The 22,236-nt window shown below is 69.1% G+C and carries 20 protein-coding genes; 9 read left to right on the forward strand and 11 right to left on the reverse strand.

Annotated elements, in window-relative coordinates:
• The first annotated feature begins 152 nt into the window (after positions 1-152).
• The 6 genes from AB4Z18_RS14930 (at position 153) to AB4Z18_RS14955 (ending at position 8,228) form a co-directional block, all read left to right on the forward strand.
• A complete protein-coding gene (locus AB4Z18_RS14930) occupies positions 153-2,288 on the forward strand; it encodes a glycoside hydrolase family 36 protein (RefSeq protein ID WP_441783523.1) in 2,136 nt (711 codons plus the stop codon).
• 37 nt (positions 2,289-2,325) lie between these two features.
• Positions 2,326-3,648 carry an ABC transporter substrate-binding protein gene (locus AB4Z18_RS14935; protein ID WP_441783524.1) on the forward strand — a complete coding sequence of 441 codons (1,323 nt, stop codon included), beginning with the start codon at positions 2,326-2,328 and terminating at the stop codon, positions 3,646-3,648.
• A gap of 85 nt (positions 3,649-3,733) precedes the next feature.
• Complete coding sequence (locus tag AB4Z18_RS14940; RefSeq protein WP_441783525.1) at positions 3,734-4,672, forward strand: carbohydrate ABC transporter permease; 939 nt, start codon at positions 3,734-3,736, stop codon at positions 4,670-4,672.
• Positions 4,669-5,526, forward strand: a complete 858-nt coding sequence (locus tag AB4Z18_RS14945) for a carbohydrate ABC transporter permease (RefSeq protein ID WP_441783526.1) — start codon at positions 4,669-4,671, stop codon at positions 5,524-5,526. Before AB4Z18_RS14940 ends, AB4Z18_RS14945 begins: the two co-directional genes overlap by 4 nt.
• A gap of 52 nt (positions 5,527-5,578) precedes the next feature.
• Complete coding sequence (locus AB4Z18_RS14950; protein WP_441783527.1) at positions 5,579-6,589, forward strand: LacI family DNA-binding transcriptional regulator; 1,011 nt, start codon at positions 5,579-5,581, stop codon at positions 6,587-6,589.
• A 34-nt stretch (positions 6,590-6,623) separates the two neighbouring features.
• Positions 6,624-8,228, forward strand: a complete 1,605-nt coding sequence (locus AB4Z18_RS14955; protein ID WP_441783528.1) for an alpha-amylase family glycosyl hydrolase — start codon at positions 6,624-6,626, stop codon at positions 8,226-8,228.
• A gap of 36 nt (positions 8,229-8,264) precedes the next feature.
• Here AB4Z18_RS14955 and AB4Z18_RS14960 read toward each other — a convergent pair whose 3' ends face one another.
• From AB4Z18_RS14960 to AB4Z18_RS14985, 6 genes are all read right to left on the reverse strand, one after another.
• Complete coding sequence (locus AB4Z18_RS14960; RefSeq protein WP_441783529.1) at positions 8,265-8,600, reverse strand: hypothetical protein; 336 nt, start codon at positions 8,598-8,600, stop codon at positions 8,265-8,267.
• Positions 8,597-8,962: a hypothetical protein gene (locus AB4Z18_RS14965; protein ID WP_441783530.1), complete on the reverse strand. Its 366-nt coding sequence runs from the start codon at positions 8,960-8,962 to the stop codon at positions 8,597-8,599. Before AB4Z18_RS14965 ends, AB4Z18_RS14960 begins: the two co-directional genes overlap by 4 nt.
• 16 nt (positions 8,963-8,978) lie before the next feature.
• Positions 8,979-10,208 carry a hypothetical protein gene (locus tag AB4Z18_RS14970; protein ID WP_441783531.1) on the reverse strand — a complete coding sequence of 410 codons (1,230 nt, stop codon included), beginning with the start codon at positions 10,206-10,208 and terminating at the stop codon, positions 8,979-8,981.
• Positions 10,205-10,600 carry a hypothetical protein gene (locus tag AB4Z18_RS14975; RefSeq protein ID WP_441783532.1) on the reverse strand — a complete coding sequence of 132 codons (396 nt, stop codon included), beginning with the start codon at positions 10,598-10,600 and terminating at the stop codon, positions 10,205-10,207. Before AB4Z18_RS14975 ends, AB4Z18_RS14970 begins: the two co-directional genes overlap by 4 nt.
• A gap of 444 nt (positions 10,601-11,044) precedes the next feature.
• The gene (locus AB4Z18_RS14980; RefSeq protein WP_441783533.1) at positions 11,045-11,977 is read right to left on the reverse strand and encodes an aldose 1-epimerase family protein; all 933 of its coding nucleotides are present in this window, start codon (positions 11,975-11,977) and stop codon (positions 11,045-11,047) included.
• A 157-nt stretch (positions 11,978-12,134) separates the two neighbouring features.
• Positions 12,135-13,586: a PucR family transcriptional regulator gene (locus AB4Z18_RS14985; protein WP_441783534.1), complete on the reverse strand. Its 1,452-nt coding sequence runs from the start codon at positions 13,584-13,586 to the stop codon at positions 12,135-12,137.
• Between the two features lie 91 nt (positions 13,587-13,677).
• On the opposite strand from AB4Z18_RS14985, the gene gabT reads away from it, so the two are divergent.
• Complete coding sequence (gene gabT, locus AB4Z18_RS14990; RefSeq protein WP_441783535.1) at positions 13,678-15,039, forward strand: 4-aminobutyrate--2-oxoglutarate transaminase; 1,362 nt, start codon at positions 13,678-13,680, stop codon at positions 15,037-15,039.
• The gene (locus AB4Z18_RS14995) at positions 15,036-16,526 is read left to right on the forward strand and encodes an NAD-dependent succinate-semialdehyde dehydrogenase (RefSeq protein ID WP_441783536.1); all 1,491 of its coding nucleotides are present in this window, start codon (positions 15,036-15,038) and stop codon (positions 16,524-16,526) included. The genes gabT and AB4Z18_RS14995 overlap by 4 nt, the downstream gene beginning before the upstream one ends.
• A gap of 30 nt (positions 16,527-16,556) precedes the next feature.
• Here the strand turns inward: AB4Z18_RS14995 and AB4Z18_RS15000 are convergent, their stop codons facing one another.
• Positions 16,557-16,781, reverse strand: coding sequence for a three-helix bundle dimerization domain-containing protein (locus AB4Z18_RS15000; RefSeq protein ID WP_441783537.1), 225 nt, complete (start codon positions 16,779-16,781; stop codon positions 16,557-16,559).
• A 62-nt stretch (positions 16,782-16,843) separates the two neighbouring features.
• Between AB4Z18_RS15000 and AB4Z18_RS15005 the strand changes: the two genes are divergently transcribed.
• Positions 16,844-17,536 carry a PhzF family phenazine biosynthesis protein gene (locus AB4Z18_RS15005; protein ID WP_441783538.1) on the forward strand — a complete coding sequence of 231 codons (693 nt, stop codon included), beginning with the start codon at positions 16,844-16,846 and terminating at the stop codon, positions 17,534-17,536.
• A 68-nt stretch (positions 17,537-17,604) separates the two neighbouring features.
• Here AB4Z18_RS15005 and AB4Z18_RS15010 read toward each other — a convergent pair whose 3' ends face one another.
• The 4 genes from AB4Z18_RS15010 to AB4Z18_RS15025 form a co-directional block, all read right to left on the reverse strand.
• On the reverse strand, positions 17,605-19,098 hold the full coding sequence (locus AB4Z18_RS15010) for a catalase (protein WP_441783539.1): 1,494 nt from the start codon (positions 19,096-19,098) through the stop codon (positions 17,605-17,607).
• A gap of 46 nt (positions 19,099-19,144) precedes the next feature.
• Positions 19,145-19,579 carry a Fur family transcriptional regulator gene (locus tag AB4Z18_RS15015; protein ID WP_441783540.1) on the reverse strand — a complete coding sequence of 145 codons (435 nt, stop codon included), beginning with the start codon at positions 19,577-19,579 and terminating at the stop codon, positions 19,145-19,147.
• Positions 19,580-19,885: 306 nt separating this feature from the next.
• Complete coding sequence (locus tag AB4Z18_RS15020) at positions 19,886-21,613, reverse strand: cation:proton antiporter (protein ID WP_441783541.1); 1,728 nt, start codon at positions 21,611-21,613, stop codon at positions 19,886-19,888.
• A 38-nt stretch (positions 21,614-21,651) separates the two neighbouring features.
• Complete coding sequence (locus AB4Z18_RS15025; RefSeq protein ID WP_441783542.1) at positions 21,652-22,218, reverse strand: TetR/AcrR family transcriptional regulator; 567 nt, start codon at positions 22,216-22,218, stop codon at positions 21,652-21,654.
• Positions 22,219-22,236: the final 18 nt, after the last annotated feature.

Below are 22,236 nucleotides of genomic sequence, written 5' to 3' on the forward strand. Positions count from 1 at the left end.
AGCGATTTCGCCATTCGGCACAAGAGCTGGTCGAAGTCATATGATCATTGATCTGATAGCGCTATCAGGATCGAGTTGCAAAACGTTCTGATAGCGCTATCATGAACCGACGCGGCGACCGGCCGTGACCATCCGCGACGACGAGGAGACCGATGACCGAGCGCCTGAGCTGGGGGAGTGCGACGCTGACCGTCGAGGTCGAATGGTCGCCCGACTCCGCACCGCGCGTGGCCGCGATCGAAACCGACGGTCTCCGGCTGGAGATGCCGCCGGGGCTCCCGCTCGTCGACGTGCTCGCGGTCAGCCACGGGCACTCCCTCGCCAGCGATCGTCTCGTCCACACGGCCATCGGCCACGACCTCCGTTATGCCGGCCATGACGAGGGACGGACCGACCACGGAGACGAGCTGCGGTTCCGGCTGGCGCACGCCGCCAGCGGACTCGCGATCGAGCTCCGGCTGGAGCTCACCGACGGGCTCTCCGTCCTGCGCTCGACCGCCACCGTCGTCAACGGCGGTTCCGAGCCGGTCGTGCTGCGCTCCATCCCCTCGCTCGCCCTCTACCTCGGCGGCAACGGCCGGAGCAGCATCCGCGAATGGGAGGTGTACCACGCGCTGAGCGACTGGCTGGGCGAGGGGCGGTGGGTGCGCGAGCCGCTGAACGGCGTCCGCTTCCCGCGCCTCGAGCAGCACCTCACGAACCACAACCCCCGTGGCGAGTTCAGCGTGATCTCCTCCGGGACCTGGTCCACCGGCAAGCACCTCCCGGTCGCCGCGATCCGCTCGACGCGGCTCGGCGCCGCCTGGGCCTGGCAGATCGAGCACAACGGAGCGTGGCGCTGGGAACTCGGCGAGGACACTGCGAGCGGCTACCTCTCCCTCTCCGGCCCCACCGACACGGACCACCAGTGGAGCGAGGAACTCCGACCGGGCGACTCGTTCACCACCGTCCCGGCTGCGCTGGCCCTGGCGCGCGACGTCACCTCCGCGGTCGGGCAGCTCACCGCATACCGCCGGGCCCGCCGCCGCGCGCATCCCGACAACACTGCGATGCCGGTCGTTTTCAACGACTACATGAACACGCTCAACGGCGATCCCACCACCGAGAAGCTGCTGCCCCTGATCGACGTGGCGGCCCGGGCCGGCGCTGAGGTGTTCTGCATCGACGCCGGCTGGTACGACGACAGCGGCGAATGGTGGGACACGGTCGGGGAGTGGGCGCCGAGCACCACGCGTTTCCCGGGCGGCCTCTCCGAGGTGATCGACCACATCCGGGACGCGGGGATGGTGCCGGGGCTCTGGCTGGAGCCCGAGGTCATCGGCGTGAACAGCCCGATGGCGCAGCGCCTGCCGGACGAGGCGTTCCTCCAGCGCAAGGGAGAGCGCGTGGTCGAGCACCACCGCTACCACCTCGACCTCCGCCACCCGGCGGCCCGCGAGCACCTCGATGGGGTGGTCGACCGGCTGATCGAGGAGTTCGGCATCGGCTTCTTCAAACTCGACTACAACATCAACCCGGGCCCCGGCACGGACCGCGACGCGGACAGCGTCGGCGCCGGACTCCTCGCGCACAACCGCGCCCACCTCGACTGGCTCGACGGCGTCCTCGACCGGCACCCCGGGCTCGTGCTCGAGAACTGCGCGTCCGGCGCGATGCGTTCCGACTTCGCCATGCTGTCGCGCCTGCAGATGCAGTCGACCTCCGACCAGCAGGACTTCCTCAAGTACCCGCCGATCGCCGCGAGCGCCCCGGCGGCCATGCTGCCCGAGCAGGCGGCCAGCTGGGCGTATCCCCAGCCCGAGATGACCCCGGAGGAAGTCGCCTTCTGCCTCGCGACAGGGATGCTCGGCCGCTACTACGTGTCCGGTCACCTCGCCCGTATGGACGACGCGCGCCTCGCGCTGGTGTCCGACGCCGTGGCGGTCGCCAAGGAGCTGCGTGGCGAGCTTGCCGCATCCACGCCGTTCTGGCCCCTCGGCATCCCAACCTGGGATGCCGCGTGGACCTCGCTCGGGCTCGCCGTCGACCGCGGCGCGCTCGTCACCGTCTGGAACCGGGACCCATCGGCCCCGGAGACCGCACTCTCGCTTCCGGCCCTCGCCGGGCGCGAGGTGTCCGTCACCACCGTCTTCCCGCGATCCCTTCCCGAGTGGCAGTTCCACTGGGACGCGGGTACAGGAGAGCTCCACGTCGCCAGCCCCCTCGGCGAGGTCGGCGCGCGCGTTCTCCGCCTCGAGGCCGCGACGAACGTCGCGTCCGCAACGCATTCCGCAACACCGAGCCAGTAGCGCTACCGTCGCTACGTCACACAAGGAGAGCAGTTCAATGAAGATCGCTTGGAAGGGAGCCGCCTCGATTGCGGCCATCGCGGCCGCCGCGGCGCTCGTTCTGTCGGGGTGCAGCGACCCCGGCTCCGGAGGCGGCGGCGCGGGCAGCGCGTCGTGGCCGGCACAGGACACGAAACTCGACGGCGTCAGCCTCACCATCTGGGCCGCGCAGAACTCGAACAAGACCCCGGAGAGCGTCATCTCCGGTTTCGAGAAGGCGACCGGTGCCAAGGTCAAAGTCGTCACCATCCCCGACCCGTACGAGCAGGGTGTGCAGACGAAGGTGGCGACCGGTGACAAGCCGGATCTCGCCTTCTGGCAGCCCACCGCCTCCGAGCTCACCGCCCTCAACGCCACCCAGAACCTGCAGTCGCTGGAAGGCGCTCCCTGGGTGAAGAACTACACGGGCAACCTGGCCGACATGACCGGCAAGCTCGACGGCACCCGCTACGCGGCGCTCGTCACCACCCCGGCCGTCATCGGCGTCTACTACAACAAGGACGTCTTCGCGGCGAACGGCATCACCACGACCCCGAAGAACTGGGACGAGTTCATCGCCCTGGCCGAGCAGCTGAAGGCCAAGGGCGTCGACCCGTTCTACGAGATGGGCGGCGACAAGTGGGCCACCCAGTGGTGGGTGCAGGCCCAGCTGGCGGACGCGGCCAAGGACGGTCTGTGGGACAAGGTGAACCAGAACAAGGAGAAGTTCACCGACCCGACCATCCAGGGCGCCATCGACAACTACCAGAAGCTGATCCAGCAGGGACTCTTCAACTCCGACATCAAGACGGCGACCTTCGTCGACCAGGGGACCGCGCTGCTGGGCGGCAAAGCCGCCATGGCGATGCAGGTCAACTCGTTCTTCGGCGAGCTGCAGGCGACCTCGAACACGGCGGAGCTGAACAAGAAGATCGGCTTCTTCCCGATCTCGCCGAAGGGCAACGTCGGCACCTACATCCCCGACCAGTCGAACGCTCTCGTCGCGTTCAAGACCGGTGACAGCAAGCGGGAGGCTGCGGCACGCCAGTTCCTCAGCTACTGGCTCGGCGACGGGTATGCGGACTTCGTGAAGGCGCAGTCCACCGTCTCCCTCATCAAGGGCGTCGACACCCCGAGCACCGTTCCGACCGCCCTGACCGACGTGGCCGCTTCGCTCGACAGCTCGGTCGGGTCGATGCAGGCGCTCGCCGTGGCGAACCCGGACCTGTACCTGAACCTCGCCGACATGATCCAGGGCACCAAGACCCCTGCCCAGGTCGCGGAGGCGACGCAGGCGCAGTTCGCCCAGCTCGCCAAGGCCCAGGGAGTGAAGGGCTTCTAACCTCCGGACGCCGGGGCGGCGCTGACGTCGCCCCGGCGGTTCCCGGCCCTCTTGCACCCGCCGATCACGAAGGAAGGCAGACACCGTGACCGCACAACTCGCCCCGCCGGCGCCCACCACGGCGCCGCCGCCGGCCCGCCAGCGAACCCCGCGTCCGCGTCGGCGCCAGGACCACCCCGCCTGGTTCCTCGTGCCCGCCCTGCTGGTGCTGGTCGTCTTCTTCTTCGTGCCGACGATCTTCAACTTCGTCTACGCGTTCACGAACTGGTCCAGCTTCCACAGCGACATCGGCTTCGTCGGCTTCGACAACTTCGCGTCGCTGTTCAGCAACGGCAGCCTCCTGAACGATCTGCGCATCACGCTCGTCTACGCGGTGCTGGTCGCCGTGTTCCAGAACCTCTTCGGCCTTGTTCTCGCGCTCGTGCTGGAGCGCGACACCGCGATCAACCGGTTCGCGCGGGTCGCCTTCTTCGTGCCGGTCGTGATGTCGGCACTCGCGGTCGGCTACATCTTCCAGGCGATGCTGAAGCCGGAGGGTGCGCTCAACCAGATCCTCGGCTTCTTCACCGGCCAGCACGTCACCGTCGCGTGGCTGGGCAGCACCACCTGGACCATCGTGGTCGTCGCGCTCATCCACGCGTGGAAGTGGATGGGGCTCTCGATGCTGATCTTCCTCGCAGGGCTCAAGACCATCAACGAGGACATCCTCGAGGCGGCCCGCCTCGACGGCGCGGGCTGGTGGACGACCTTCCGCACCATCCGCTTCCCGCTGCTCGCGCCCGCGGTGACCTTCAACGTGGCGACGGCGCTGCTCGGGTCGATGAACGGGTTCGACATCGTTCAGGCGACCACCGGCGGCGGGCCGGGCGGTACCACGGAGCTCCTCAACATCTTCATCTTCCGCACCTTCGGGCAGGGACTGTTCGCCCAGGCGACAACGATGAGCCTGGCCCTCTTCCTGATGGTGGCGATCCTCGCGTTCCCCGTCATCTACTTGCTGCGCAGAAGGGAGAACGTGCTGTGAGCGCGCTCGCCTCCACTAGTCGTCGCCGGCGGGCATTGAAGCCGTCGCGCATCCTCCAGCCGATCCTCGCGATCGTGCTCGTGGTGCTCCTCCTCGGCGTCCCGTTCTGGCTCGTCGTCGTGACGGCCGGGAAGGACCAGGCGGAAGCCCTCAACCCGAGCCTCGCCCTGCCGACCAGTTGGCGCCTCCTGCAGAACTTCGCCACGGTCCTCGACCAGGGGCGGATGGTTCCCGCGTTCTTCGGCAGCCTCCTGATCATGGTGCCGTCGGTCTTCGGGGTGCTGCTCCTCGGCGCCATGGCCTCGTGGATCCTGGGGCGGCGCCGCGGTCGCGGCATCGCCTTCGTGTACGCGCTGGGGATCAGCGGCATCGTGCTGCCGCCCGCGGTGGTGACGATCGTCCTGTTGCTGCGGCAGCTGGGCCTCGCCGGAACCGCGGTCGGCATGATCGGGGTCTACATGGGCATGTACATGTCCACCGTGATCTTCTTCGTGACCGGCTTCGTCCGGACGATTCCGGTCGAGCTGGAGGAGGCCGCACGAGTGGATGGCGCAGGCCCGGTCAAGGTCTTCTTCCGCGTCATCCTGCCGCTGCTCACTCCGACGCTCGCGACGGCGACCATCCTGATCTGCCTGTATATCTGGAACGACGTCTTCTACGCGCTCTTCGTGATCGGCGGCCGCCTCGACACGCTCCCCCTCAACCTGTACCAGGTGGCGAGCGCGGGGCTGTACCTGCAGAACTGGCACCTGATCTTCGCCTACATCATCCTGATGAGCCTGCCGCTGCTCATCACCTTCACGGTGATGCAGCGCCGCATCATCTCCGGCATCACCAGCGGGGCAGTCAAATGATGCAGCGGAGCGGTCGAAAGATCCTGCGGAGCACCTGGCTATGCTGAGGGCGATGCCGAACAACGCGCCGAAACCGCCCGTGATCAGCGATGTCGCGCGCCGGGCCGGGGTCTCGGTGCCGACCGTGTCGCGCGTCCTGAACGGTGCCGCCTACGTCTCCGACGAGAAGCGGTCGCGGGTGATGCAGGCCATCCAGGAGCTCGATTTCCGGCCGTCCGCGGCCGCGCGTGCCCTGGTCGCCCGGCAGCCGAAGCTGATCGCCGTCATCGCGGGCAACACCTCCCGGTACGGCTACGCCGAGACCATCCGCGGCATCGAGGAGCGGGCGCGTGCCGCCGGCTACACGGTGACGATCACGGTGGTGGAGTCGGCCGACGACGAGACGATCGACACCGCCGTGTCGCTCGTGCTCGAGCAGCCCATCGCCGGGCTCGTCGTGCTCAAGTTCGACCCGCCCGGCGTCGCAGCCCTGCACCGGCTCCCGAAGTCGATCCCCACCGTCTCGATCTCGGGCGTGCGCGAATCGGGCGTCCCACAGGCGGTGCTCGCGGAGGCGGACGCGGCCGAGGAGGTCGTCGGTTACCTGCTGGAGCTCGGCCATGCCACCGTCCAGCACGTCCGAGTGCCGCCGTCGCGCAAGGAGGACGGCCGCACGACCGGCTGGAAGCGGGCGCTCGTCGCGCACGGGGCGCCCGTCCCCACGCCGATCGACGCCACGTGGGAGCCGGAGTCCGGCCGCGAGATCGGGCGAGCGCTCGCCGAGGATCCGGCGGTGACCGCGGTGTTCTGCGGCAATGACGAGATCGCGATGGGCGTCATCCGGGGACTGGTGGAGAGCGGCAAGCGGGTGCCGGACGACGTCAGCGTCGTCGGCTTCGACGACCATCCCCTCGCGCGCATGTGGACGCCGCCGCTGACCACCGTCGACCAGGATTTCGTGGGCCTCGGCTCGCGCGCCTACGACCTGCTCGAAGGCGTGATGGCCGGCGGCCGGGTGCGGAAGTTCTCCTCGGAGCGCCCCACGGTCGTCATCCGCGAGAGCACCGCGCCGCCGCCATCCTGAGCCGCGCGTCGACTCGGGGGCGTATTAGTGGGACATGAACACAACTCCTGACGTCCGGCACGATCCTGCCCGTGGATGGGAGAACGGCTGGGCGGGCGACCCCGGCGAACTCGTCTACGGACTCGACCTCTCGCGGTTCGCGGACGGCGACGGCGACGGGTTCGGCGACTTCGCCGGGGCGATGCAGCACCTCGACTACCTCGCGTCGCTCGGGGTGACGTGGATCTGGCTGCTGCCGTTCTACGCGAGCGCCCGGCGCGACAACGGCTACGACGTCGACGACCACCTGGCCGTCGACCCGCGGTTCGGCGACCTCGACGATGTGCGGGCCTTCCTCGCCGCTGCCCATGAGCGGGGGATGCGCGTCCTCATCGACGCCGTCCTGCACCACACGTCCGACCGGCACGAGTGGTTCCTCGCCGCGCGGGAGGACCCCGACGGCGAGGCCGGCCGGTTCTTCGTCTGGAGCGAGGACGACTCGATCGAGCCGGGCGACCATCCCATGTTCCCTGGCGAGGACGACGAGGTCTGGCGGTTCGACGAGCGCGCGGGCCGCTACTTCCACCACCAGTTCTATGCGTTCCAGCCGGACCTCAATGCCACCGACCCTGACGTCTTCGAGGCCATCGTGAAGGTGCTCAGCTTCTGGCTGGAGGTGGGCGTCGACGGCTTCCGGATCGACGCGGCCTTGCTGATCGTGCAGGGCAAGGGCCGGCCGGACACCGATGTGGAGGACGGCTCCTTCTTCGACCACCTGCGCGCGCGGCTGCGGGAGGTGCGGCACGACGTCGCGCTGATCGCTGAGGCCGACGAGTCGCCGGAGCTGATGGCGGCGCTGGTCGAGAACGGCCGGTTCGAGGCGGTCATCGACTTCACGCTCAACAATGCGGTGGTCCTGGCGCTCACGCGGGGCGAGGCCCGGCCGGTGGTGGATGCGCTGAGCCGGCTGGATGACAGCATCCCGCCGGTCGCCCGGCTCAACTTCCTGCACAACGCCGACGAGATCGACCTGCAGCAGCTCTCCGACGCGGAACGGGCGGAGGCCTTCGACCACTTCGCGCCGGAGGAGGCCATGCTGATCTACGGGCGCGGCATCCGTCGCGGCTGGGCGCCGATGATGCAGCCGCAGCAGCGACTCCGGATGACGGTGAGCCTGCTGTACGCCCTCCCCGGCGTGCCCCTGCTGCTGGCCGGGCAGGAGCTGGGGGTCGGCGACGACCTCACGATCGAGGGGCGCGGTGCGGCGCGCACCACGATGCAGTGGGACGACTCCCGCTGGGGCGGCTTCACCTCGGCCGAGGCCTCGCCGCTCACCCTGCCGGCGCAGGCAAGCGGGCCGTTCGGCTCCGGTACGGTGAACGTCCGGGCGCAGGCCGCGGACCCGGACTCGCTGTTGTCGCTCGTGCGTCGCATCTCCGACGTGCGACGGGACAAGCACGCCGACGCCGGGGGATGGACGGTGCTCGACGTGGGGCAGCCCTCCGTGCTCGCCCTTCGGCGCGACGGGCTGATCACCCTGCACAACCTGTCGGCGGACGACGTCGAGGTGCAGCTCGACGAGGACGTCCAGGACGTCCTCGCCGAGCGGTGGGACGGCCGGACCCTCGGCGGGTACGGCTTCGCCTGGCTCTCGGACTGAGCGGTCAGGTGCTTGAGCGCGGAGGAAGCCCCGTGTTCACTGGTCCTTTCGCTGTTCTGCGATGTACTTTTCGCGCTCCTCGGAGTGCCGCCTCGTCATCGCTTCGCGGTCCTCTTCCAATTCCGCGACCTTGCGTCCGACCCTGCCGACATTCTCATCGACCCGAGCGGTGACGCGCTGGAGTTCTTCCCGGAAATGAGGATCTTCGGCGACTCCATTGTGTGCGCTGAGTGAGTAGAAGCTCTCCTGCACTTGATGGATCCGAGAGCGGTAGTACGCGATGTACTCCTCGGCCAGTTCGATCCGCTGCCTCGCGTGCCGGCTCTCCTGATCCTGGGCATCCTCGAGGTCTCCCAGGGATGTGTGATTCACCATGCGATGCTGTTCACCCCGCGGGTGTAGTCGTTGTTGTGGCGGAGACCGTCGATGCCCTGCTTCACCTTGTCGGCGACGGCGCCGGCGAGCACCCCATTGCCGAAATCCGCCGACCCGAGGGTGATATCGACCACGCCTGACGCCGCGACCACAGTGGTCGATTCGCTGGTCTTAACCGCCGCGTTGTTCCCGTGGACCAGCGGAGGCAGCATGCTGTGCAACAGCCCCACCGCTACACCGTGAATCTGACCCTCGATCCAGTCCTGTGCGCCTTTCACACCGCTCTGAACCTCCTGGTTGAGTTCGTCCATCAGGTTCTCCAGAAACGATTCCGGGTCGTCGTGGCCGTGGCTCGTCATTACTGCTCTCTCCTGTCTACCGGGTGCCGAAGGCGAGCGCCCACTGGGCGTCCTGGGTTGCCGCCTGAACGACCGAGCGGTTGATGCCGTCAGCGATCTCGTGGACCCGGGCGATCTGCTCGTCGACCAGCCGGTCGATCTCATGCACCGCCTCTGTGTCGATGTTGTGGTGCACACGCAGGCGGTTCATGTCCACGCAGGCGTCAATGTCGGCGCTGGTGATATAGGGCAGCATGGCGGCGGCGTTCTGTGCGGCGAGCAGCCCCTCCTCCATCCGGGGGATGAGCCGACCGTTCGCGAGCTTGATCTCGGTCAGGGAGAGAGCCGTGCCGGCGATGCTCGCCGCCAGACTCACCGCGGACACCGTGTTCACAGCGACGATCAGGCCGGCAAGATTCGTGCCCACCTTCTTCATGAAGCCGGGGTTCCGCAGACTTGCCACCAGTCCCAGGAGCGCAGGGCCGAGCGCCTCTGCCATGCCGGGCGCGCACGTGTCCAGGACGTTCGTCACGATCTCTTTCAGACTGTGCGCTTTCGCCCCGGCGCCCGCGATCGAACCGTCCTGGTTGACCTTGAAGGCCTCACGGTTCTCGATGTTGTGATAGTCGAACGCAGCCCGGCCCGGGCGGTCCTTCACATAGATCGCAGCCCCGGTCTGGTTGGCGTAGATGTTCCCGACCACATCCCACTCGTTGACGAAATTGCGCAACGGGTTACGCCCGGCCGCGATCTCCGCCTGCAGCCACGCCTTCGCCTCCGGCGACAACCACTCCCACGGATCAGGGCCGTTGAACGTCGTCGCCGACCAGTGCTTCTCCGCCCCGACCAGCAACGCCAGAAACCCGCCCAGCGAATGCCCCGTCAGCGTCATCGACGCGCCCTGATACTTCTTGCTCACCCGGTCCGCGAACAGCCTGGCGTCCTCCACCTGCGTCCCCGGCCCCTGCAAACCACCCACCACCGACTGCACATCCGCAAGCACATCCGCCCGATGATTCGGATTCGTCCCCGCAAACGCCACCGTGATCCGCGACGTATCAGCACGATCGTTCACCACCGGCGCAACCGCCGCCGCCTGAAAACCATTCAACGGATTGGTCTCGACATCGACTACTTCGTACAGTTGTCTATTTGGTCGGCTGCCGACAGAGAACCGACTGCCGACTGTGTACGGAGGATTCCTCTTCAGCGGATCTACTGCATAGACCTCAGTGGAAATATCCATGTATTGCTCGTCGGTTGTCATGGCAGCACCTCCGACGTCCCATTGCTATAAATCACCGTCATCGGCTCAGGTGTGGGCAACACAGGAGCATCTGGCGGGACATCCCCGGTCGGGAATCCTCCATGTGAGGTCGGTCCGATGATCACCTGGTACTCCACGCCAGCAACGGTGGCCACAGCATTGACGCTCCAGGGGGCGCCGAACCCCGGCCTACTACCTTCCTGTGTGAATCGCATCATCTCGACCTGCGACCATTCGCTGCGAAACTTCAGTGCCGATTCCCTCTGCAACTCCAGATTCGTCTTCTCCGTCGTCTGACTCATCCCGCCAATTCCTCTCATCGCGCAACCCGTCGAACCCGCGAGGAGCGCGGCGCTCAGCACGAGGACACCAAAAGCCCGGGCAAGCGTCACAGCACTCCTTCATTCGATGTCATTCCGTGACCTAGCGAAGGCGCACGACCACGGGTTCACTAACCCGTCTACCCATGAGGACGTAACGGAGACTCACATCGTGACGCCAGTCGTACACAATCGCTACAGCCCTAATGTGCCGTCGCTAAGCTCACCGCCCAGAGGCGCGAGGGGTGACGCCGTGGCGCGCCCACGGTGCCTCCCGTGGAGCGATGCCTCGCCGAGCCCTGCCACGTGCGCCGGAAGGTCTCGCCTACCCACCCCGCGGGCGTGTTCGACCCGCCGTTGGCCTGCAGCTTCGTTTCGATTCACCCCGCACAACCGGGCGGCGGACGATGTCGAGGTGCAGCTCGACGAGGACGTCCAGGACGTGCTCGCCGAGCGGTGGGACGGCCGGACCCTCGGCGGGTACGGCTTCGCCTGGCTGTCCGCCTAGATCGGGCGCTAGATTGCCGCCACCGCGCGGATGGTCCAGGAGGCCGACGCCGATTCGCCGGGCTCCAGCACGACGAGGTCCGTGCCGGAGTTGAAGGCGTCCGGCGGGCAGGTCATCGGCTCGACGGCAAGGCCGAGACGGTTCAGTTCGGGCACCGGCTGGTCGGCGGTGTGGATCTGCACCCACGGGCAGTCCTCGCCCCACACCAGCTCCACTCCGGTCCCGGAGGGGGCGGTCACCCGGACGGTGGCGGCGCCGTCTGCGGTGCGCTGCAGCCCGGTGAACGCGTGGTCGATGAAGGTGTCGCCGATCACCCGCGCGGTGCGGAAGTCCCAGACGCCGTCCCGCTCCGTCGCGACATCGACCAGCCCGATGGGGACGAGCCGGTCTTCGGTGACCGTGAGGACCTCATCGGCGGGGAGGGTCAGCGTCCAGTCATCGACGTGTCCGTCGCCCGCCACCAGATAGGGATGCGGCCCGGTGCCCCACGGCGCGCGGGTCGGGCCGGTGTTCGTGCCGGTGACCGTCGTGTGCAGTCCCTCCTCGTCGAGGGTGAAGGCGACGCTCACCTCTACGCGGTGCGGGTAGCCCTGCTGCGCCTCGATGGTGGCCGCGAACGTCACGCTGTCCGCAGCGCGGTCGACGGCGGCGAAGTCGAGCCACGCGGCCAGGCCGTGGAGGGCGTGCCCCCGGGTGGGCTCGGTGAGCGCGAGCTGCTGCTCGAAACCGTCGAACGCGTACCGCCCATCGACGACCCTGTTCGGCCACGGCGCGAGTGTTGCGCCCCGGAAAGCGGGGCGCACCTCGTCTGCGCCGAACGGCACGACGAGGTCGCGACCGTCGAACTGCAGCGTGCGAAGCGTCGCACCGACGGACGCGATGGTCGCGTGGTAGTCGCCCGCGGTGAGGCCGAAGTGGGTTCCGGAGATGGGTGTGTTCATCCGCCCATTGTCTCCAACCCCTGCGCCCACCGTCGAGTCCCGGTCCTGTTTTCAGGAGATGGCGGCTTCATGGTGCAGCTATGTCCTCAAAACAGGGCATAGCGACCACTGCAGTGCCGGATCTCCTGAAAACAGGACAGCGGGATGCGGGAGGGAACTAGGCGGTGGCTCGGAGGGCGGCGTAGAGGTCGGCGCGGGCGGCGAAGGAGCCGAGGTCGCGGCCCAGCAGGCGTTCCGCCTCCGCCACCCGGGCGCGCAGGGTGTGGCGGTGGATGCCGAGCTGCCGGGCGGCCACGTCGTAGACGCCGTCGGCGTCGAGCCAGGTGCGGAGCACGCCCGGCAGCGACGGATCGGAGGAGACCAGCGGCTGCAGCGCGGTCGCCGCGACCGCGCGGGCGTCCGGTGTGTGCAGCAGCGCCAGCATGCCCGCCGACGCGACGTCGTCGAACGAGGGGACCGGCTCGTCGGCCGAGGCCCGGCTGCGCGCCGCGTGCGCCTGCTCGAGAGCCGCGCCGAGCGCATCCAGTGTGGTGTCGGAGGAGATTCCCCCGCGCAGTTCGAAGCGCTTCGCGAGTGCCGTGGCGGCCGCGTCGTCGCCGACCACGACGAGATCCGAACCGTCACGGGCGAAGAACCCGTCGGAGTTCGCCTCCAGCCAGTCGAGCGCGGCGGCGACGGCCGGTCCGGTCAGCACCGCGACCCGGAGCGGGGATGCGGGCAGCACGCCCAGCACCGGCTCGGCGATGGACGCGGCGACCGCCGTGTCGCCGGCCAGCAGCGCCCGCCAGACGGCGGTCCGCAGCCGCGCGCGTGCCGCATCCGCCGCCCGCGACTGCTCGAGCGCGAGGCCCGCGAGCGCGACCACGCCGGTCACGACCTGCTGGGCGGGCGCATCCAGTCCCTCCGATCCGACGGCGAGGACACCGCGCAGGCGCCCGGCGGCACCGAGCGTCTGCAGGGCGAACGGACCGGCATCAGTGCCGACGGTGCCCGCTGCCCGCCGTCCGCTCCGCAGCAGCGGGTCGGCCGCCTCCGCGAGAGCCCGGCGGGCGCGGGCATCGAGCGCACCCGAGGGGTAGCTGCGCCCGACGGCGCCGTCGCTGCCCACGAGAGCTACCGGCCGCTCGATCTGGCGCGAGAGCTCGGAGAGCACAGCGCCCAGCGCATCCGGTCGGAGCGCCGCGAGGGAGATCGCACGCGACGCCCGCAACGCCCAGGTGCTCCGGGCGTATGCGTCGGCGGCGACGCGATCGGCGACGAAGCGCGCCACGGCGATGAACGGTGTGCGGTACGGCACCTCGAAGAGCGGCAGCCCGAGGCGCGAGCACGCCTCGACGAGCGTTGCCGGCGTCCCGTCGCGGACGACCTCCGTTCCGAACCCCAGCGCGGCGATGCCATGGTCCGCCAGCCGCCGGACGTAGGGCTCGACGTCCTCCGGCGGCTGGGTCAGCAGCAGGACCTGACCGGCCGCGAGGAACGGCGTCGGGTCCGGCAGGTCGGAGCTGTGCGCCCAGGCCAGCGGGGCGTCCAGGTCGCCGACGGTGGGCGGTGTCAGCAGGCGCAGGCCCAACTCGGCTCGCGCCAGGAGCTGGGTGAGAGTCGCGGGCATGGGGCTCCATCCGCCAGGGTGTCGATCCCCGGCGGAGTGATTGTACGTCGTGTCCAGCCCTGATCACGCGTCGGGTTCCTACATTCGAACCATGACCATCCTCGACACCGCCATCGACGCCCCCGTCGGCGGACCCTCGCTCCCGCAGGAGCGCCGGCTCGTCACCCCGATCCCCGGCCCGGAGTCGCGCAAGCGCGCCGAGCGCAAGGCGCAGGCCGTCGCGGCCGGCGTCGGCACCACCATCCCGGTGTACGCGGTCGCCGCGGGCGGCGGCGTGCTCGTGGATGTGGACGGTAACTCCCTCATCGACCTCGGCTCGGGCATCGCGGTGACCGGCGTCGGCAACTCCGCCCCCCGCGTCGTAGAGGCCGTCACCGCCCAGGTCGCCGCCTTCACGCACACCTGCTTCACCATCGCGCCGTACGACTCCTACGTCGACGTGGCGGAGGCGCTCAACCGCCTCACGCCCGGCGACTTCGCCAAGCGCAGCGCCCTGTTCAACTCCGGCGCCGAGGCGGTCGAGAACGCGGTCAAGATCGCGCGCCACTACACCGGCAAGCAGGCCGTCGTCGCGTTCGACCACGCCTATCACGGCCGCACGAACCTCACGATGGGCCTCACCGCCAAGAACCAGCCGTACAAGAACGGGTTCGGCCCGTTCGCTCCCGAGATCTACCGCGCACCGCTCAGCTACCCGCTGCGCGACGGCGGCCTCTCGGGCGCCGAGGCTGCCGCGCGTGCCATCTCGATGATCGAGAAGCAGATCGGCGCCGCCAACCTGGCCGCGCTCATCATCGAGCCGATCCAGGGCGAGGGCGGCTTCATCGTCCCCGCCGACGGCTTCCTGCCGGCCCTGCAGCAGTGGGCGAACGCCAACGGCGTCGTCTTCATCGCGGACGAGGTGCAGACCGGCTTCGCCCGCACCGGGACCATGTTCGCCTCCGAGCAGTTCGGGATCACCCCCGACCTGATCGTCACCGCCAAGGGCATCGCCGGCGGCCTGCCGCTGTCCGCTGTCACCGGCCGCGCGGAGATCATGGACGCCCCGCAGGTCGGCGGCCTCGGCGGCACCTACGGCGGCAACCCGCTCGCCTGCGTCGCCGCCCTCGCGACGATCGAGACCTACGAGCAGGAGGACCTGTCCGCTCGTGCCCGGCAGATCGGCGACATCCTGTTCGAGAAGCTCGGTGCCCTGCGCGACGCCGACCCGCGCGTCGCCGAGGTGCGCGGACGCGGCGCGATGGTCGCAATCGAGCTCGTGGACCCCGCCACGGGAGAGCCGGATGCGGCCCTCACTTCGAAGGTCGCTGCGGCCGCCCACGCCGCCGGCGTCATCCTGCTCACCTGCGGCACCTACGGGAACGTCATCCGCTTCCTCCCGCCGCTGAGCATTCCGGACCACCTCCTCATCGAGGGTCTCGACGTCGTCGCGGAGGCGGTGGCGGGCGCATGACCATCGTCGACACCACCGCAGACACGACCACGGCCGCACGCGAGGCCGACCTGCTCTCCCGCGTCCCCGACGGACTCTTCATCGCGGGACAGTGGGAGGCCGGGAGCCGCGACCCGATCGAGGTGCAGGATCCGGCCACCGGCCGCGTGATCAAGCGCATCGCGAACGCGACGCCGGAGGACGGGATGCGCGCGCTCGACGCTGCTGTTGCCGCCGCCGACGAGTGGGCCGCCACCCCGCCGCGCGTCCGTGCCGAGATCCTCCGCCGCGCGTTCGACCTGCTGCAGGAGCGCCGAGACGATTTCGCCCTGCTGATGACCCTGGAGATGGGCAAGCCCCTCGCCGAGGCCAACGGCGAGGTCACCTACGGTGGCGAGTTCCTGCGCTGGTTCTCGGAGGAGGCCGTGCGCATCTCGGGCCGCTTCGGGCAGAACCCGGAGGGGACCGGAACCATGGTCGTCTCGCAGCGCCCGGTCGGGCCGTGCTACCTGATCACGCCGTGGAACTTCCCGCTCGCGATGGCGACCCGCAAGATCGCCCCGGCGCTCGCCGCGGGCTGCACCGTCGTGGTCAAGCCGGCCGAGCTGACGCCGCTGACCACTCTGTTCTTCGCGCAGCTGCTCGCCGACGCGGGCGTTCCTGCAGGCGTCGTCAACGTGGTGCCGACGAGCACCGCGCGGACCGTGTCCGAGCCGATCATCGCCGACCCCCGGCTGCGCAAACTGTCATTCACCGGCTCCACACCGGTGGGCCGCTCGCTGCTCGCGCAGGCAGGCCAGAACGTGCTCCGCACCTCCATGGAGCTCGGCGGCAACGCCCCCTTCGTGGTGTTCGAGGACGCCGACCTGGATGCAGCGGTCAACGGAGCGATGCTCGCCAAGTTCCGAAACATCGGGCAGGCGTGCACCGCAGCCAACCGGTTCCTCGTGCACGAGTCCGTCGCCGAGGAGTTCGCGCGGCGCGTCACCGAGAAGGTCGAGGCGCTGCGGATCGGTCGCGGCACCGACGACGGCGTGACCATCGGCCCGCTGATCGACGATCGCGCGGTCGCATCCATGTCGGCACTGGTTCAGGATGCGGTGGCCCGCGGCGCACGCGTGCTCACCGGCGGAAACGCACCCGAGGGCGACGGGTTCTTCTTCGAGCCGACCGTGATCGTGGATGTGCAGCCCGGCAGCGACCTCCTCCGCGAGGAGATCTTCGGGCCGATCCTCGCCATCAGCACCTTCTCGACCGAGGACGAGGCGATCGCTGCCGCCAACTCCACCGAGTACGGACTGGTCGGCTACGTCTTCACGGCGGACCTCGCCCGCGGTCAGCGGATGATCGACCGCATCGACACCGGGATGATGGGGCTCAACACAGGTCTCGTGTCCAACGCGGCCGCACCCTTCGGCGGCGTCAAGCAGTCGGGCCTCGGCCGCGAGGGCGGCCTGGAGGGCATCCACGAGTACCTGAGCACCAAGTACACGCTGATCCCGGCCTGACCGGAGCAGCGGGGAGCGCGCCGATCTGATTCAGTCGGCGCGCTTCTCCGCGTTCAACTCGCGCTTGACGTCGTGCTCGATCAGCACGGGGACGAAGTCGCGCACGGGCGCCCCGTCGAACTCCTCGTGGTACTTCTCGACCAGCTCGTCGATGCGTTCGCGCGGCACCCCGGGGTAGCGGTCGGCGAGCCGTTCGGCAGCGTGTTCCACGGCGAGGTCCTCTTCTGCAGCCTTCTGGCGATCGTCGGTCGTCATGCCGAGATTATGCACCCGCATAGTTAACGCGCGGTATGGGTGGGTTCTGGCAGTCTGGGGGCATGGACGAGACCATCGAGGTAGTCGTAGTACGGGTGTTCACCGACGAGAGCGGGCGCAACGGCAACGAGCTGGGCATCGTGCGCAGTTCCGAGGCGACAGCCTCACGGGAGCAGGAGATCGCCTCGGCCCTCGGGTTCAGCGAGACGGTGTTCCTCGACGGGGTGGATGAGAGCGCGCGCGACGCGGCGCTCCGCATCTTCACGCCCGCGAAAGAGCTGCCGTTCGCCGGACATCCCAGCGTCGGCACCGCGTGGTGGCTCTCGGATCGCCGCACGCCGGTCGACGTGCTCATCGAGCGCGCCGGGGATGTCGAGGTGACGGTCGACGACGACACCGCCTGGATCACCGCCCGCCCGGAGTGGGCGCCCGAGTTCGAGTGGCTGCTCCTCCAGTCGCCGGACGACGTCGACGCACTCGACCCCTTCGCCTTCCCGTCCGGTCAGCACTACGCGTACGCCTGGATCGACGAAGCGGCCGGCACGCTGCGCTCCCGCATGTTCGCCCCCGAGATGGGCATCATCGAGGACGAGGCGACCGGCGCCGCGGCGATCGCGCTGACGGCCCGGCTGGGCCGCTCGCTCAGCATCCTGCAGGGCGAGGGGTCCCAGCTCCAGACGGAGCTGCTCGACGATGGTCGGGTGCGTGTCGGCGGCACGACTGTCTACGACCGCACCATCGAAGCGACCCTCTAGCCCGTCTGCTTGACGCAACACGCCGCCATCGCCAGGGCGATGACGGCGTGTTGCGTCAACTGGTTTCGTTACTCGGCGACGCCGACGTATTCGGCGGCCTCGTCGGGAGTCTGCGCGCCCGACTCCAGGCGGTCGCGGAGCGCACGACCGAGGGCCGCATCTACGTTCGTCCAGTACTGGATGGCGCGCTCGCGGATGTCTTCGCGCTTCACGCCGCCGACCGCCCCGGCGATCGTGTCGAGGAAGCGCGCCCGGGCGGCGTCGTCGAACACCTCGCGGTAGAGGGTGCCGGCCTGACCGAAGTCGTCGTCCTCCGCGTGGAGCGTCGCCGCGGAGCGGACCAGCGCACCGTCCGACTCCCACGAGCCCTCACGCGCGCGCTCCGGCTGGGCAGCCGGCCCGCCGAACGAGTTCGGCGCGTACACCGGCGCGTCTGCCGGCTTGAAGCCGTGACGGCCGGCGCCATCTTGCGAGTAGTTGTTGACCGGGGCGACCGGGCGGTTGACCGGCAGCTCGTTGTAGTTGGTGCCGACGCGGTACCGCTGCGCGTCCGGGTAGGAGAAGACGCGGGCCATGAGCATCTTGTCCGGGCTGATGTCGATGCCCGGCACGGTGTTCGCCGGCGAGAAGGCGGCCTGCTCGATCTCGGCGAAGAAGTTCTGCGGGTTCTCGGTCAGCGTGTGGATGCCGACCTCGATCAGCGGGTAGTCGCTGTGCGGCCACACCTTGGTCAGGTCGAACGGGTTGAACCGGTAGTCCTTGGCGTGCTCGTACGGCATCACCTGCACCGAGACGCGCCAGGCCGGGAACTCGCCGCGCTCGATCGCCTCGTACAGATCGCGCCGGTAGTAGTCGGCGTCGGCGCCCGCGAGCTTCTCCGCCTCGACGCCAGTGATCTCCTCGTTGCCCTGCAGCGAGTGGAAGTGGTACTTCACCCAGAAGCGCTCGCCGGCCGCGTTGATCCACTGGTAGGTGTGCGACCCGTAGCCGGGCATGGTGCGCCACGACCGCGGGAGGCCGCGGTCGCCCATGAGGTAGGTCACCTGGTGGGCCGACTCCGGCGACAGCGTCCAGAAGTCCCACTGCATGTCGGCGTCGCGGAGACCTGAGCCGGGGAGGCGCTTCTGTGAGTGGATGAAGTCGGGGAACTTGATGCCGTCGCGGATGAAGAAGACCGGGGTGTTGTTGCCGACGATGTCGTAGTTGCCCTCGGTCGTGTAGAACTTCACCGAGAAGCCGCGCACGTCGCGCCAGGTGTCGGGCGACCCCTGCTCACCGGCGACCGACGAGAAGCGCTGCAGCGTGCGGGTCGTGGTGCCCGGCTGGAAGACGGCCGCCTTGGTGAAGGCGGTCACGTCGCCCGTCACGACGAACCGGCCGAACGCGCCACCGCCCTTCGCGTGCACGATGCGCTCGGGGATGCGCTCCCGGTTGAACTGGGCGAGCTTCTCCACGAGGTAGCGGTCGTGCAGCGCGGTGGCTCCGTCGCGCCCTGCCGTCAGCGAGTGGGCGTCGCTGGCGACCGGCGTTCCGGTCTGGGTGGTGGTGTAGTCGTCGGACATACTTCTCCCGGTGTCGGTTGAGCGCGCGCCATGGCGGGCGCTCGGATTACTGAGCGAGCGCGGTGCGCTCTTGGCAGGACGGGCACAGGCCCCAGAACGTGACCTCGGCGGTGCTGATCTCGAACCCGCCCGCATCCGACGGATGCAGGCAGGGCGCGTGCCCCACGACGCAGTCGACGTCGGCGACGGCACCGCACCCGGTGCACACCACGTGGTGGTGGTTGTCGCCGATCCGCCGCTCGTAGAGAGCGGCCGACCCGGCCGGCTCTATGCGTCGCACGAGCCCGGCGGCCGTCAGGTCGCCCAGGACGTTGTGCACGTTCTGGATCGAGGTGCCCGGAAGCACCGGCCCCAACGCGCGGAAGACCGTCTCCGCGTCGGCGTGCGGCCGTGCGGTCAGCGTCTCGAGGACGGCGACCCGGCCTCTCGTCGCTTTCAGGCCGGCCTCCCGCAGGATGCTTTCGAGCCGTGCCGTGTCCATGGCTCGACCCTAGTCGGTTATTTTGAATAACTAAAATTACCGGGAGGTCGGGCGTGTTGGTCTCCGCTGGGCCCGCGCCGCTTGCGGACGGAGAGCTGCCTCAGTGCCAGCGTGACCGGGCCCATGGCCTTGCCGATGGTCTGGAGAGCCTCTGTCTCTGTTGTCGCCTCGACCGACACGACCATGCGGCGCCGGTCTTCGCTGCGAATCACGGTGAGCTCCATGATTCCCCTTCCTCCCGCCCCCTGCGCGGGTCTCATCACTAGAGACGAAGGAGCCGGCCGGTCATGACGAGAGACCGCGGGATCAGCGCGAACGGGACCGCAGCCGAGTCTCCTCGAGGTCGAGGAGCGACTGCGCCTCGGTCAGGACGCGCGAGGGGTAGGAGCCGCGGGCGCGCTCGAGCAGCAGGCGCGTGCGCTCGGCGTCGACCACCGCGAGCCGCAGGGTCCGGTAGATGTGGTGCGGCCTGCTCTCCTGCGGGGAGTCGCTCAGCAGCGTTCGCTCCCACGCCGACTCCGCACGCAGATAGGAGGACTGACGCACCCGTTCGACCACCTCCGGGTCGATCGGGGTGGCGGCCCCGGCTGCCGTCTCCGGATCGTCGAGCACGGCGAGCCCCGCCTCGCTCAGGTCGTCGAGCAGTTGTGCGAGCAGGCGACGGTCCTCCTTCGCATCCGCCCCTTGGAGCCCGAGGGTGCGGATCAGCCACGGAAGCGTGCCTCCCTGCACGACGAGGCTGACGAACGCGACCGTGAACGCGATCAGGATGAGCTGCGGACGGTACGGGATGTCGGAGGGCAGGGATTGCGCGGCCGCGAGCGTGACAACGCCGCGCATCCCGGCCCAGCCGAGAACCACTCCGCCCTTCCAGTCGATGGCCTCCTGGCGGTACTCCTCGAGGTCGGTGCGGTGCCGGAGGTACCGTTGCTCCGCCCGTTGCTTCCGCAGCGCCTGCCAGCGGTAGCGCACGGGATGGTCGCGGAAGAAGCTGATCATCAGCCACTCCCGCAGCACCGAGCGCTCAGCGAGCTCCGCGCGTCTTCGCAAGCCGTAGATCAGCGGCACGATGAGGATGAAACGGATGATGATGAGGGACACCACGGCGATGAGCCCCAGGCCGACGGCGTTCCAGACGCTCAGGATCTCCGGATTCTGCACGTCGGCGACGAGAGTGCGCAGTTCGAGGCCGATCAGCAGGAAGACGCCGTTCTCGAGCAGGAACTGGATCGTGCGCCAGTTGATCTGGTCGCTGATGCGGGCCTGCGCGCTGAACTGCGACGGCGCCGCGTGGCCGGTGTAGAGGCCGGTGATCACCACGGCCAGCACGCCCGACCCGTGCAGCGCTTCGGTGGGGGCGAACGCGGCGAACGGCACGACGACCGACAGCGCCGTGTCGAGGACGGGGTCGTTGAGTTTCGAGCGCACCCAGACCGAGATGAAGCCGACGACGAGGCCGACGACGATCGCGATGATCACGGCCGAGAAGAAGTCGACGACACCTGCCCAGGGCGTGGCGAGTGTGCCGAGCGCCGCAGCCAGGGCCGTGCGCAGCAGCACGAGGGCCGTCGCATCGTTGACCAGCCCCTCGCCTTCCAGCACGGTGAGCAGGCGCGGAGGAAGGCCGAGCTTCCGGCCGATCGAGGTGGCCGCGACGGCATCCGGCGGGCTGATGATCGCGCCGAGGGCGATCGCGGCCGCCAGGTTCAGGTCCGGCAGCATCGTGAAGAGCACGAAGCCCGAGGCGAACGCGGTGATCACGACGAGCACCACCGAGAGCCCGGCGATCGGCGCGAGGTTGCGACGGAAGTCGGTGAGCGGGACGCTGATCGCCGCGGCGTACAGGATGGGCGGGAGCAGCCCATCCAGGATGATCTCCGGCGGCACCTCGATCTCGGGCACCCCGGGCAGGAAGGAGAGCGTCACTCCGACGATCACCAGGATGATCGGGGCCGCGACGCCGAGCTTGCGTGCGAAGGCGGCCACGCCGACGATGACCGCCACGGCGATCACCGCATAGACGCCCAGCTCCATTCCCCAAGCCTACGGGGAGGTCACGCGGACGGCCGGGTTCAGCGGGTGCGGAGCCCGTCGATCGCCATGGCGATCACGCGATCGCGCTGTTCGTCGTCGTCGAAGGCGACGCCCGCGATGCCGGAGACCATACGGATGACATCGCCGATCGTGGCGTCGTCGCGGAGCTCGCCGGCCGCCTGTGCGCGCTGAAGAAGCGGCTCGCCCGCGTCGTACAGGGAGGTGCGGCAGCTGAGCAGCACCGGCGACTCCTTGTTGAGGCCCTCGACCAGCGCGCGCTTGGTGCCGACGTAGGTCACGAAGCGGCGGAGCCACGCCTGGACGGCCTCCCACGGGTCGAGCGATCCGGCCTCGTCTGCAGCGCGGACCACCGCTGCGACCTCGTCGATGTAGACGGCCTCGACCAGCGCATCCCGAGTCGGGAAGTTGCGGTACAGCGTCCCGATCCCGACGCCGGCGCGGCGAGCGATGTCCTCGAGCGGTGCGCTCGGTCCCTGCGCTGCGAACGCCTCGCGCGCGGCGGCGAGCAGCGCGTCGAAGTTGCGGCGCGCATCCGCCCGCTGGGGGCGGACGACGCCCACGACGGGTGTCTGGGTGCCGGTCACGGCGATGGGTCCTCTCGG

The organism is Leifsonia sp. 2TAF2 (assembly GCF_052115085.1).
Classification (GTDB): Bacteria; Actinomycetota; Actinomycetes; order Actinomycetales; family Microbacteriaceae; genus Leifsonia.